This is a genomic window from Streptomyces sp. NPDC101110 (assembly GCF_044759525.1).
Taxonomy (GTDB): Bacteria; Actinomycetota; Actinomycetes; order Streptomycetales; family Streptomycetaceae; genus Streptomyces.
Map to the genome: position 1 here is coordinate 174,933 of NZ_JBIVZM010000017.1, position 12,901 is coordinate 187,833.

The following is a 12,901-nucleotide window of genomic DNA, read 5'->3' on the forward strand; positions in this document are numbered from 1 at the left end:
CTTCGGTGCCGTACGCGCGAGAGCCCCCAGGAAGGGTGATCCTGGGGGCTCGGCAGGACGACGTCCACAGCTTCGCACACCTGTGCCCACCAGCGCCTTCGGTTATCGAGGGCGCCGGGAGGGCCCGGCTACGACAGCTGCGACTGCACCTGCGCGGAGATCAGTTCCAGGTGGTCGAGGTCGTCCAGGTCGAGGACCTGGAGGTAGATGCGGGTCGAGCCGATCTCGGCGTAGCGGCCGATCTTGTCGACGACCTCGGCCGGGGAGCCGGCCAGGCCGTTGCGCTTCAGCTCGTCGGCCTCGCGGCCGATCGCGGCGGCCCGGCGGGCGACTTCCGCCTCGTCCCGGCCGACGCAGACGACGAGGGCGTTGGAGTAGGTCAGTTCGTCGCCGCCGCGGCCCGCTTCCTCGGCGGCGGCACGGACCCGTCCGAACTGGCGCTCGCTGTCCTCGACGGAGGCGAACGGCATGTTGAACTCGTCGGCGTACTTCGCGGCCAGCCGCGGGGTGCGGGCCGGGCCGTGGCCGCCGACGAGCACGGGGATCTTCTGCTGGGCCGGCTTGGGCAGGGCGGGAGAGTCCGTGAGGTCGTAGTGGGAGCCGTGGAAGTCGAAGGTCTTGCCGGCCTCCGTCGCCCACAGGCCGGTGACGATCTCCAGCTGCTCCTCGAGGCGGGCGAACTTCTCCTTGGGGAAGGGGATGCCGTAGGCCTTGTGCTCCTCTTCGAACCAGCCGGCGCCGAGCCCGAGTTCGACGCGGCCGCCGGACATCTGGTCGACCTGGGCGACCTGGATGGCGAGCACGCCGGGCAGCCGGAAGGTGCCGGCGGTCATCAGGGTGCCGAGCCGGATGCGCTTGGTCTCGCGGGCGAGTCCGGCCAGGGTGATCCAGGCGTCGGTGGGGCCGGGCAGGCCGTCCACGTTGCCCATGCGCAGGTAGTGGTCGGAACGGAAGAAGGCGTCGAAACCGAGGTCCTCGGTGGCCTTGGCGACAGTGAGCAGAGTGTCGTAGGTGGCCCCCTGCTGGGGCTCGGTGAAGATGCGAAGATCCATGCTTCCATCCTGCACGCCGGGGTGCGCGACCAGCAGGTCGGTCCCCCGCACCGGCCCGTGCCCGGCCGGGTGAAATCACGTCAACACCGCGGCGCCCGGGCGCCCGGGCCGGTGACGGCTCCGACGATGATCGTCGGCTCGGGCGGGCATTGACGCGAACCTGTCGGCGGGGGACGCGGACTTGTCGGCGTGGGACGCGGGCCTTCGGGCGGCGGGGGACGCTGACTTTCGGACGGCGGGGCCGTGAGCCTCCGGGCGGTGGGGAACGCCGGACGCTCGGCCGCCGAGGGGACGCGCGGGCTGGGCACCACCACCTGAGCAACGAGCCTCCGCACCACGCCTCTGCACCACGCCTCCGCACCACGCCTCTGCACCACGCCTCCGCCCCGCGCCCCGCCGCCCTACCCCGCCTCCCTCTCCGGCAGGGTCTGTTCCCGGTCGGCGAGTCTGCGGAGCATTTCCAGGACGCGGTCCCGGGACTCGTCCGCCGCGTCGATGGCCTCCATGCACTGCCAGTACGTGCCCTCGTCGTCGGCGGCGCTGGCCAGGGCGACGAGGGCGATGCCGACCTCGCCGAGGAGGCCGCCGAGGTACATCAGGGTGTGGCGGGCGTCGCCCAACTCGGTGAGCTGACCCGCCCGCAGCTCGCCGGGGGCGAGTTCCGGCGGGTCGAGGACACCGCACCCCCGGCCCGCCAGCTCCGTCAACCCCAGCGCCTCACCGCGTAGTTCGGGAGGTCCGGCGACCGCCAGGCGGCTGCCTATCGCCTGCGCGAGGGCCTGCGCCTGCCACACCTCGGCCAGGGTCTCCCGCGCGTCGCCGCCCGCCGCCAGGGACCGCCTGCTCGTCACGATGAGCCGCACCGCGTCCATGCGCTGCCCCCGTCTGTCCGACGCGCTGCGCGCGTCCGTCTGCCCGCACTCCCTTGTTCACTACCCAGCGTGAGGGGATGTGAGACGAAAAGCCAGAGGAAGGCGGAAATCTGCGGACAACAATTCGGATTCGGACCACGATTCGACTACGGAGAGTACAAACGGACTGTCCAACTCCAGACAACGGGATACGCCCGCCAGCGTTGCGACCGCATAGGTGCCCCGGGTTGACGGGCCTGACGGTTGGATCTGAGGCGACGCCCGATCGACTGCCGGAGGTACGGAAAAGGCTTCGGCGCGCCCAACTGCTCCGACGCTGCGCCGACGCCCGCCACGGCTCAGCCCTGGTGACAGCGGGCGATGAGCCGGCAGCAACCCTCGGCGGTGAGCAACTGCGGCATGAGTCGATGCAGCGCAGCGGCATGCTGATGGACCCGTTTGAGCATGGCTCTGCGGGTCGGGGCGGAGCCGGGAACGTCTTGGGCGGGGCCACAGCCGCTCACGACGTACAGCTCGTCCAGCCATGCTCCCCTCGCCCTCACGCCGTCCGAGGTGAACGGGGTGACCAGCGTCGTCACCACGGGCTCGTGCCCGTCCAGGAACCAGACCTCCACCTCCAGGCCGCCGCCGTGAACCAGAAGCCCATCGTCAGTCTGCCGCGCCGACGGAAGACCCCGGCCCGGCGAGCCTTCCCGGTCACAGCATTAGATCGGGAACCTCCGTTCGTTCCGGGCGATCTTTGCGTTCAGGGCCGCCAGCGGGTCGATGCCGAGTACCTCGCACAGCTGGAGCAGATACGCGAGCACGTCGGCGACCTCGTCCGTGACGCGGTGTGCGGTGTCCGGGTCGGCCATCACCCGCGCCGACTCCTCGGGCGTCAACCACTGGAAGATCTCGACCAGTTCGGACGCCTCGACGCTGAGGGCCGAGGCCAGGTTCTTGGGCGTGTGGTACGGCTGCCAGTTCCGGGCGGCGGCGAAATCGGCCAGCCGTCGCTGAAGGGTCGCCACGTCCAGGGGTTCGCCGCTGGGGCCGGGCTGCGATGCGTCCAGTGGATCAGTCACGGTCCAGGTGTACCACCGTCGCCCCTTCCGTCCCCACGGCGCACGAGCCGTCGCTGACCGCCCCCACGAGCCGAATGTGCCCCCGCTCGCACATCCGGGCCGCGAGTCCCAGCAACTGCCTTTGCTGCCGTGGGTCCAGGCCCCGGTCGAAGCCGTCGGCGAGGATCGTGAGCGTCTGGAGCGCGGCGGGCACCTCTCCTGCCGGATCGACCTCCAGCACACCGGGTCCGGTGAGGAGGACCAACGCGAGGGCGAGATAACGGAGTTCGCCGTGTCCGAGCCGGCCCAGGTCCGTGTGGAGGCCGTGGCCCCGGTCGACCGCGGCGGCGACCGTTCCGTCACCGTTCAGCCGGGCGAGCACATCCGACACCGGCCCGGTGCAGCCGGCCCGGGCCGCCGCCACGAACTGCGCGTGCCGCCGCCCGCACTCGGCGCGGGTGCGCCACAGCACGTCCGCGAGGTTGCCGCAGCCGCCCAGGAGGCGACCGGACCCGGCCTGCACGGCGCCGCGCATGAGGGCGGGCCGGGGGTCGCAGGCGAAGGCGGAGCGCAGAGCCACGACCATCTGCTCGGCAGCGGCCAGCACCCTGCGCTGCCCGGGTGTCGTGCCGGCGACGCGCAGGGGCAGCAGGGCGGTGCCGAGCCGGTCGTCCGGGAGCGGGCCGCGGGTCACGGGCGTCGGCCCCGCCGTGTGCCAGGCGGCCTGCACGGCGCGCTTGCCCGGGTCGCGCAGGGCGGTCTCCAGGAGGACCAGGCCGTCGGCTGTCAACCGCTCACCCACGACACGCAGTTCGGGTTCGGCTTGTACGGCCACGTCGAGGCGGACCGGGCCGGCGGGGCCGTCGGCCGTGCAGCCGATGCGGAAGCCGCGCCGGCCCTGCGCGTCGGGCCGGGCCCGTTCCGGTACGCAGGCGACGGGGTCGGGGAACACCGCCTCGAGTTCGGCGCCGCCCCCGAGCCGGGTGAGGGCCTCGTACGCCCGCAGCGCGCTGGTCTTGCCGCAGCCGCTCCGACCGGTGAGGAGGGTGAGGGGCCCGAGCGGCAACGTGGCGCGGCGGTGGGTGGTGAAGGCGGCCAGCCGCAGTTCGGTGACGCAGGGGCGGTCGGGGCGGTCGGGGCGGTCGGGGGGTACGGGCGGGGTGGGGAGAGCGGGCTGGGTCATGTGCGGACCGTAGGGTTCCGCGCACGGGACGAACCGTTCCGTCTTCGAGGGTTCCCCAGATCGGGTTACCGCCTATACCCCCGGAAGCCCGGCCCCCTCCATCAACCCCGTCACCTCGGTCCCCGCCGGCGTCAGCAGGAACACGTTGCGGTCCACCCGGTGCATCCCGCTGGCCAGGCCGAAGACCACGCCCGTGCTGAAGTCGAGGACCCGCTTGGCGACCTCCGTCTCCGCGCCGGTGAGGTCGAGGAGGACGGGGACGCCCGCCATCAGCCGCTCGGCGACGTCCCGGGCGTCGGCGAAGACGTTCACACGCAGGACGACGAAGCGGCGGCGGGTCTCCGTCTCGGCCTCGGGTATGGACCGGTGGCCGACCGAGGACGGCCAGGCGTCCCGGCCCCGCAGCGGCACGACCTGGGCGAGCCCCTCCCACTGTTCGTCGGTGACATCGTGGCTGTTCACCGGCATGCTCCGTCCTGGCTCGCGCTCACTGTCTGCATCGGGCAATTCTTGCGCAGAGTCACCCGTTCGGCCCAATGCGACACGCTCCGCGACCTCAATGCACCTCACAACGGCCGGAAGGCGGCTGTGTGACGGGCGTAACCCTCGACGATCAAGCCGTGTGACAGAGGCGTAACGGGCGATTCGTACCGTCGAGGGCATGACCACGATCCCTGGAGACCGGCCGGACCCGCGGCAGGTGCGCACCGTCTGCTCGTACTGCGGTGTCGGCTGCGGGCTCGTGCTCGACGTGGGGACGGGCCCGGACGGGCGGCGCACGGTACTGAAGGCGTCCGGTGACAAGGCGCACCCGGCCAACGCGGGGCGGCTGTGCACCAAGGGCGCGACCACGGCCGACCTGCTCGCCGCGCCCGGGCGGCTCACCGGCGCCCTGGTGCGGGACGGCCGGGGCGAGGAGGGGGTGCCGGTACCCGTGGCCGACGCGATCGCCGAAACGGCGGCGCGGCTGCGGGCGATCGTCGACGAGCACGGGCCCGACGCGGTCGCCTTCTACGTGTCCGGGCAGATGAGCCTGGAGGCGCAGTATCTGGCGAACAAGCTGGCCAAGGGGTTCGTGGGGACGAACCGGATCGAGTCGAACTCGCGGCTGTGCATGGCGAGCGCGGGCACCGGATACAAGCTGTCGCTGGGCGCGGACGGGCCGCCCGGGTCGTACGAGGACTTCGACCGTGCGGACGCCTTCCTCGTCATCGGGTCGAACATGGCCGACTGCCATCCGATCCTGTTCCTGCGGATGATGGAACGGGTCAAGGCGGGCGCCAAGCTGATCGTCGTCGACCCGCGGCGGACCGCGACCGCCGCCAAGGCCGACCTGTTCCTCCAGGTCAGGCCGGGGACGGACCTCGCGTTGCTGAACGGTCTGCTGCACCTGCTGCACCAGGACGGGCACACCGACCCGGATTTCGTCGCGGCCCACACCGAGGGCTGGGAGGACCTGCCCGGGTTCCTCGCCGACTACCACCCGGCCGCTGTCGCGGGGATCACCGGCCTGGCCGAGGACGACCTGCGCGCGGCGGCCCGGATCATCGGCGCGGCGGGCCGGCGGTGGATGAGCTGCTGGACCATGGGGCTCAACCAGTCCACCCACGGCACCTGGAACACCAACGCCCTGGTCAATCTGCATCTGGCGACGGGCGCGATCTGCCGTCCGGGCGCCGGGCCGTTCTCCCTGACCGGGCAGCCCAACGCGATGGGCGGGCGCGAGATGGGCTACATGGGGCCGGGGCTTCCCGGTCAGCGGTCGGTGCTCGTCGAGGAGGAGCGGGCGTTCACCGAGGAGGTGTGGGAGCTGCCGCCGGGGACGCTGCGGGCCGACGGGGCCGGGCAGGGCACCGTCGACCTGTTCCGGCGGATGGCGGACGGGGAGATCAAGGCCTGCTGGATCATCTGCACCAACCCGGTCGCCTCGGTCGCCAACCGCCGTACGGTCATCGAGGGCCTGGAGGCCGCCGAGTTCGTCGTCACGCAGGACGTGTTCACGGACACCGAGACGAACGCGTACGCCGACGTCGTCCTGCCCGGCGCGATGTGGACGGAGGCCGAGGGGGTGTTCGTCAACAGCGAGCGCAACCTCACGCTGACCCGGCAGGCGGCGGACCCGCCGGGGGAGGCGATGGCCGACTGGCGGATCATCGCCGAGGTGGCGTGCGCGATGGGGTACGAGAAGGGCTTCTCGTACGACGGCGCCGAGCAGGTCTTCGAGGAGATCAGGCGGTTCTGGAACCCGAAGACCGGCTGGGACCTGCGCGGGGTCACCTACGAGCGGCTGCGGGAGACGCCCGTGCAGTGGCCGGCCGCGCGGGAGGACGGGCCGGAGCGCAATCCGGTCCGGTACGTGGGTGAGGAGGGGCTGCGTTTTCCCACGGCTTCCGGGCGGGCCGTGTTCTTCGCGCGGCCGCACCTGCCCGCCGCCGAACTGCCGGACGACGACTATCCGTTCGTGCTCAACACCGGGCGGGTGCAGCACCAGTGGCACACGCTCACCAAGACCGGGAAGGTCGCCAAGCTCAACAAGCTGAACCCCGGCCCGTTCGTGGAGCTGCATCCCGGGGACGCCGCGGCGCTCGGGGCGGAGGAGGGCGACCTCGTCGAGGTGGCGTCGCGGCGCGGGCGTGCCGTGCTGCCCGCCGTGGTGACCGACCGGGTGCGGCAGGGCTGCTGCTTCGCGCCGTTCCACTGGAACGACCTGTTCGGGGAGTACCTGAGCATCAACGCGGTGACGAGCGACGCGGTCGATCCGCTGTCGTTCCAGCCGGAGTTCAAGGCGTGTGCGGTGTCGCTGGCGAAGGTGGCGGCCCCGGCACCTGTGGCAGCGGGGCCCGCGCCGGAGGCACCGGTCCTGATTCCCACGACGGTGGCACCGGGCGCCGCGAACCCCTTCGGTCTCGAACCCTCCCCTCCCCCGGTGCTCTCCGCTCAGGAGCGCCGGTACCTCACCGGCTTCCTCGCCGGGCTCGGCTCGGGCGCCCCCGGTGTGCCGGTGCTGCCGCCGGACGCGCCCTTCTCCCGCGAACACGCGCTGTGGGTGAACGGCGTCCTGGCCGGCATGCACTCCCGGTCCGGGACGGCGGCGCCGCAGGAGCGGCCCGGGCGTGAGGTCGTGGTGCTGTGGGCCTCGCAGACCGGCAACGCGGAGGAGTTCGCCACGGCCACGGCCGAGCGTCTGACCTCCACGGGGCACCGTACGACCCTGGTCGGCATGGACGACGCCGACGTCGGGACGCTCGCGCGCACGGCCGATCTGCTCTTCATCACCAGCACGTTCGGGGACGGCGACGCCCCCGACAACGGCTCCGGCTTCTGGGACGCGCTCCGCGGGGAGCGGGCCCCGCGGCTGGACGGGGTGCGGTATGCCGTTCTGGCCCTCGGCGACTCCTCGTACGACGACTTCTGCGGGCACGGGCGGCGGCTGGACGCACGGCTCGACGAGCTGGGCGGGGTGCGGCTGGCCCCGCGCACGGACTGCGAGCCGGACTTCGAGCCGTCCGCCGGACAGTGGCTCGACCAGGTGCTGTCGGCGCTGGGCGGCACGGCTGCCGCCCCCGCCGCCGGGCCACGGACGAGGGCGAAACCCGTCACCACGGCCCGGCTCGTCGGCAACCGGCTGCTCAGCGGGGCCGGGGCGGGCAAGGAGGTCCGGCGATTCACCTTCGACACGAGCGGGACGGACCTGGCGTACGAGGCCGGGGACGCGCTGGGGGTGCGGCCGGTCAACGCGCCCTCGCTGGTGGCGGAGTGGCTCGCGGTGACGGGGGTGGACGCCGAGACGGCCGTGACGGTCGACGGGGTCGGCGAGGTGCCGTTCGGCGAGGCGCTGCACCGGCATCTCGACATCACCCGGATCAGCTCCGACCTGCTCCGCTTCGTCGCCGAACGCGCCCGGGACAGGCACGAGTTGCGCCGGCTGCTGCGGCCGGACAACAAGGACGGCCTGGCGCAGTGGAGTTGGGGGCGGCAGGCCGTGGACGTGCTCGCCGAGTACGCGGTGCGGGCGGGCGCGCAGGAGTGGGCCGGGGTGCTGCGCAGGCTCCAGCCGCGGCTGTACTCCATATCCTCGAGCCCGCTGGTCGATCCCCGCCGGGTGGCGCTGACGGTGTCCGTGGTGCGGTACGAGAACCTGCACGGCCGGGCGCGCGGCGGGGTCTGCTCGCCGTACCTCGCGGACGCCGAACCGGACACGGAGGTCCCGGTGTTCGTACAGCGCTCTGCGCACTTCCGGCCACCCGCCGACGCCTCGACCCCGATGATCATGGTCGGGCCGGGCACCGGCGTGGCGCCCTTCGTCGGTTTCCTCCAGGAGCGGCGGGCGCTCGGTCACCGGGGCCCCAACTGGCTGTTCTTCGGGGAGCAGCACCGGGCGACGGACTTCTACTACGAGGACGATCTGACGGCGCTGCTGGGCGAGGGCACGCTCACACGGCTGGACACCGCCTTCTCCCGGGACCAGCGCAACAAGGTGTACGTGCAGGACCGGATGCGCGAGCACGGCCCGGAGCTGTGGCACTGGCTGCGCGACGGGGCCCGCTTCTACGTCTGCGGTGACGCCTCCCGGATGGCGAAGGACGCGGACCGGGCGCTGCGGGACATCGCGGTGGCGCACGGGGGCCTGGGCGAGGACGAGGCCGCCGCGTACGTGAAGCAGCTGGCGGCGGACAAGCGGTACGTGCGGGACGTGTACTGACCCCGGCGCCCGGCGGGGTCCGCGGCGACGCCGTTCACGCGGCGGCCCGGGTGAAGCGGAGGGTGGCGGTGACCGTCGTCAGGCCGCGGATCATGCCGAGTTGGTTCCAGCTCATGCCGAACTGCTCGCGGTCCACGCCGAACTCGGTGTCCAGGGTGAGCCCCGCGGCGTCCCGGTCCGTCACGCGCGCGGTCAGGGACAGCGGCCTGCTGACGCCGCGCACGGTGAGCCGGCCGACGACGTGCACCTGGTCGTCGTCGCGGAGTTCGGCGCTGCGGGCCTCGAAGGTGATCTCGGGGTGGTGGCCGGCGTCGAGGAAGTGTTCGGACCGGAGGTGGGTGTCGCGCTTGGCGTTCTTGGTGTCGAGGGAGGCGACGTCGAGGGTGAGGGTGCCGACGGCGGATCCGTCGGCGCGGACCTCGCCGTGACCGCCGAGCACGCCGAAGGCGCCCTTCACGGTGACCAGGCCCCACATCGTCCTGTGCCGGATGCCGACGGCCGAGGCGGTCGCGTCGAGCTGCCACTGTCCGGTTTCCACGGCGACGGTCATGAGCGTTCTCCCTGCCAGGTAGTGCAAATTTGGATGAGTGCGCAGCCACGCTAGTCGCTAATCCAAAATTGAACAACCCTTCTTCTTCAAATTTGGACGACAGGTAGACTCGAAGGCATGTCCGACCCCGCAGAGCACCCCGCCGACCAGCCCGAATGCCCGTCCCTCGGCGATGGCGGACTGCTGCCCGCGGAGCTGCGCGCCTGGATGCTGCTGCTGGCCGCGACGGGGGCGGTGGAGCAACGGCTGCGCGCGGCCGTGAAGGACCGGCTGGATGTCTCGCACGACGAGTTCCTCATCCTGTGCCTGCTCGCGGAGCAACCCGAGGGCGGGCTGCGCATGACCCGGATCGCGGAGCTCCTGGGCCGCCCGAAGACCCGCCTCACCTACCAGATCGCCTGCCTCCAGCACGCCGGCCTGGTCACCCGCGGATCGGTCTGCGGCGACAAGCGGGGCGTCGAGGTCGCCCTCATGGACAAGGCCCGCCACCTGCTGAAGGAGGCCTCCAGCCCGCTCGCCGAGACGGTCACCGAGGCCCTGGCCCGCTTCATGGGGCCCGAGCAGTGTGCGGCGATGCGGGGACTCGTACCGGATCTCGCGGGGGACTCCGGCGAGGAGTGAACCGGCGCCGGGGCCCCGCGCACCCGGGCGGCTTCATCTACACGGCCGTAGAATCCGGGAACACCGGCGCGACGGCGAGCGTTGTACCGGTGACACACCACCCGTCCAAGGAGCACCTTCTTGTCCGCCAGACCGACGGACCCTCCGGGGCACAGTCCCCGACCATCCCGCCACGGCACCAGTGATCGCGGCACACGGCGGGGTGGTGTCGGATGAGTGCCGCGGAAGCCCTGACGGGCCTGCTAGCCGTGTTCGTGCTGACCGCCGGCACCGGCTACTTCGTGGCCCAGGAGTTCGCCTACGTCTCCGCCGACCGGCTCACCCTCGCGCGTGAGGCCGAGGCCGGGGACCGCAGGGCCGCCCGTGCCCTCACGGTGCTGGAGCGGTTGTCGTTCATGCTGTCCGGCGCGCAGCTCGGCATCACCGTCACCGGCCTGGTGGTCGGCTTCATCGCCGAGCCGTCGGTGTCCGCGCTGCTCAGACCCGCGCTGTCCGGCCTCGGCCTGCCCGACGCGGCCGTCGGCACGTTCGCCGTGGTACTCGCCTTCGTGCTGGCCACGGTCGTGCAGATGGTCCTCGGCGAACTCGCCCCGAAGAACCTCGCGATCGCCGTGCCCGAGCGGCTGGCGAAGGCGCTGGCTCCGTCCACCCTGGCGTATCTGAAGGTCGTCGGCCCCGTCGTGCGGATCTTCGACGGCGCGGCCGACCGGCTGCTGCGCAGGGCCGGGATCGAGCCCGTCGAGGAGCTGCACCACGGCGCCACGCTGGAGGAGCTCGGCCATCTGATCGGCGAGTCCCGCGAGCAGGGCGAGCTGCCCGGGGACACCGCCGCGCTGCTGGACCACGCGCTGGAGTTCTCCGAGCGCACCCTGCACGAGGTGAGGGTGCCGCGCGCCGACGCCGTGTTCGTCCGCAAGGACGCCGGCGCCGAGGAGGCGGTCGGGCTGATCGCACGGCACGGCCACTCCAACTACCCGGTGCTCGGCGACCACCCGGACGACATCGTGGGCGTGCTGGGTGTGCGCGAGCTGATGGCGCTGCCCGCCGCCCGGCTGGCCGGGGCGCGTGCCGGTGAGGTGGCCCGGAAGCCGCTGCTGCTGCCGGACACGCTCGCGCTGCCCGACGCGGTGGCGCGGATGCGGGAGCACGACGACGAGTTCGCGGTCGTCCTGGACGAGCACGGCGGTGTCGCGGGCGTCGTCACGTACGAGGACATCGCCGAGGAGCTCGTGGGTGACATCGCCGACGAGTCCGACGAGGTCACCCTGCTCGCCGTCGCGGACGGCGACGGCTGGCTGGTGGACGCCGGCCGCCGGGTGGACGAGGTGGCCGAAGCGACCGGCGTCCGGCTGCCGGAGGACGACGACTACGACACCGTGGCCGGCCTGGTCGTGGACCGGCTGGGCCGCTTCCCGACGGTCGGCGACCGCGTCACGGTCGAACTGCCCGGGGGCGGGCGGGCCGTGATCGACGTGCGCACGCTGGACCGGCACGTGGCCGACCGCGTCCGGATCAGCCCGCTGGTGGACGCCGTGGAAGCCGAGGAGATGGCGTGAGTTTCCCGATGGCGGTCTTCGTGACCGTGCTGCTGCTGATCGGCAGCGGATTCTTCGTCGCGGCCGAGTTCGCCCTCGTCGCCGCCAAACGGCACCGGATGGAGAAGGCGGCGGCCGAGGGCAGGCGGGGTGCCGGGGCGGCCCTGGCCGGCATGCGTGAGCTGTCGCTGATGCTGGCCGGCGCCCAGCTGGGCATCACCGTGTGCACGCTGGGTCTGGGCTCGGTGTCCAAGCCGGCGATCTCGCACGAACTCGACCCGCTGCTGCACGCCCTGGGACTGCCCGGCGCCGTGAGCTACGGCGTGGCGTTCGCCGTGGCGATGGTCGTGGTGGTGTTCCTGCACATGGTGGTCGGCGAGATGGCGCCCAAGTCGTGGGCGATCGCCCACCCCGAGCGGTCGGCGATGCTGCTGTCGCCGCCCTTCCGGGCGGTGGTGCGGGCCGTGCGTCCGCTGATCCGGCTGCTCAACCGGGTGAGCAACGCCCTGGTACGGCTGTGCCGGGTGGCCCCGCGCGACGAGCTGGCCTCGGTGCACAACCGGGAGCAGCTCACCCACCTGGTGGAGGAGTCGGAGCGGCTGGGCCTGATCAGCGCCACCGACTCGGAGCTGCTGACCCGTTCACTGACCGAGCCGGAGACGCCCGTCGTGACGTTGCGCATCCCGGCCGCCGAGATCAGCTGGATCGACGGCGCGGCGGACCTGGACGCGCTGCTGCGTTTCGCCGCCGAGCACGACCGCACCCGGCTGCTGGTCCGGGAGAACGGCACCGTCCTCGGCTCGGTGCACGCCCGGGACGCTCTGGTGGCCCGGGCCCGCGGCGGCCGGGCCCGGGCCGCGCGGGATCTCGCCCGGCCGGTGCCCGAGCTGACGGAGACCACCACGGTCGCCGAGGCGATCGAGGTGCTGCGCCGCCGCCGGTCGTCCCTGGCCGTGGTCCGCGACGGCTCCGGCCGCCTGTCCGGCCTGGTCACCCTGGACGATCTGCTGGCCCGGCTGCTTCAGCCGACCACCGTCGGCTGAGTGGCGGGGGCACGGCCAGGGGGCGGGACGAGATTCGGTCGCCCGACGGGCACGGGGCCGTGCCCTGAAGGCGACCGGCTGGCGGGGCCGGTCGGCTGCCTTCAGGTCGGGCAGGGCCGGGCCCCATGGCCCGGTACCGGCCGGGGACCGAACATCCCGCACATCTGCACACCGCGTGCCGGGAGGCGGCGCGGCCGCCGGGCCGCCGATGAGCCCCGGTGGCGACCTGGGAACTTGGCGATGAAGTGCCCGCTTCGGGAACCGGAGCGCAATACTCCCGGACCCGGACGGGCGACGGGC

Annotated in this window: 10 protein-coding genes; 4 read left to right on the forward strand and 6 right to left on the reverse strand. The window is 72.7% G+C overall.

Features of this window, described 5'->3' with window-relative positions; translation table 11 throughout:
- Positions 1-128 precede the first annotated feature (128 nt).
- From ACIQU3_RS32505 to ACIQU3_RS32525, 5 genes are all read right to left on the reverse strand, one after another.
- A complete protein-coding gene (locus ACIQU3_RS32505) occupies positions 129-1,052 on the reverse strand; it encodes an LLM class F420-dependent oxidoreductase (protein WP_403929155.1) in 924 nt (307 codons plus the stop codon).
- Between the two features lie 401 nt (positions 1,053-1,453).
- Positions 1,454-1,924: a DUF6099 family protein gene (locus tag ACIQU3_RS32510; RefSeq protein ID WP_366714504.1), complete on the reverse strand. Its 471-nt coding sequence runs from the start codon at positions 1,922-1,924 to the stop codon at positions 1,454-1,456.
- A 704-nt stretch (positions 1,925-2,628) separates the two neighbouring features.
- Positions 2,629-2,988 (reverse strand): nucleotide pyrophosphohydrolase, encoded by a 360-nt coding sequence (locus ACIQU3_RS32515; protein ID WP_403929157.1) that lies wholly within the window; start codon positions 2,986-2,988, stop codon positions 2,629-2,631.
- Positions 2,981-4,150: an ATP-binding protein gene (locus tag ACIQU3_RS32520; protein ID WP_403929160.1), complete on the reverse strand. Its 1,170-nt coding sequence runs from the start codon at positions 4,148-4,150 to the stop codon at positions 2,981-2,983. Before ACIQU3_RS32520 ends, ACIQU3_RS32515 begins: the two co-directional genes overlap by 8 nt.
- 72 nt (positions 4,151-4,222) lie before the next feature.
- The gene (locus ACIQU3_RS32525; protein ID WP_031134653.1) at positions 4,223-4,618 is read right to left on the reverse strand and encodes a cell division protein SepF; all 396 of its coding nucleotides are present in this window, start codon (positions 4,616-4,618) and stop codon (positions 4,223-4,225) included.
- A gap of 193 nt (positions 4,619-4,811) precedes the next feature.
- On the opposite strand from ACIQU3_RS32525, the gene ACIQU3_RS32530 reads away from it, so the two are divergent.
- A complete protein-coding gene (locus ACIQU3_RS32530) occupies positions 4,812-8,852 on the forward strand; it encodes a molybdopterin-dependent oxidoreductase (RefSeq protein ID WP_403929163.1) in 4,041 nt (1,346 codons plus the stop codon).
- A 34-nt stretch (positions 8,853-8,886) separates the two neighbouring features.
- Here the strand turns inward: ACIQU3_RS32530 and ACIQU3_RS32535 are convergent, their stop codons facing one another.
- Positions 8,887-9,402, reverse strand: a complete 516-nt coding sequence (locus ACIQU3_RS32535; RefSeq protein ID WP_403929166.1) for a YceI family protein — start codon at positions 9,400-9,402, stop codon at positions 8,887-8,889.
- A 117-nt stretch (positions 9,403-9,519) separates the two neighbouring features.
- Between ACIQU3_RS32535 and ACIQU3_RS32540 the strand changes: the two genes are divergently transcribed.
- From ACIQU3_RS32540 to ACIQU3_RS32550, 3 genes are all read left to right on the forward strand, one after another.
- Positions 9,520-10,023, forward strand: a complete 504-nt coding sequence (locus tag ACIQU3_RS32540; protein ID WP_403929170.1) for a MarR family winged helix-turn-helix transcriptional regulator — start codon at positions 9,520-9,522, stop codon at positions 10,021-10,023.
- Positions 10,024-10,235: 212 nt separating this feature from the next.
- Complete coding sequence (locus tag ACIQU3_RS32545; RefSeq protein WP_403741498.1) at positions 10,236-11,579, forward strand: hemolysin family protein; 1,344 nt, start codon at positions 10,236-10,238, stop codon at positions 11,577-11,579.
- On the forward strand, positions 11,576-12,601 hold the full coding sequence (locus ACIQU3_RS32550) for a hemolysin family protein (protein ID WP_403741501.1): 1,026 nt from the start codon (positions 11,576-11,578) through the stop codon (positions 12,599-12,601). The genes ACIQU3_RS32545 and ACIQU3_RS32550 overlap by 4 nt, the downstream gene beginning before the upstream one ends.
- Positions 12,602-12,901: the final 300 nt, after the last annotated feature.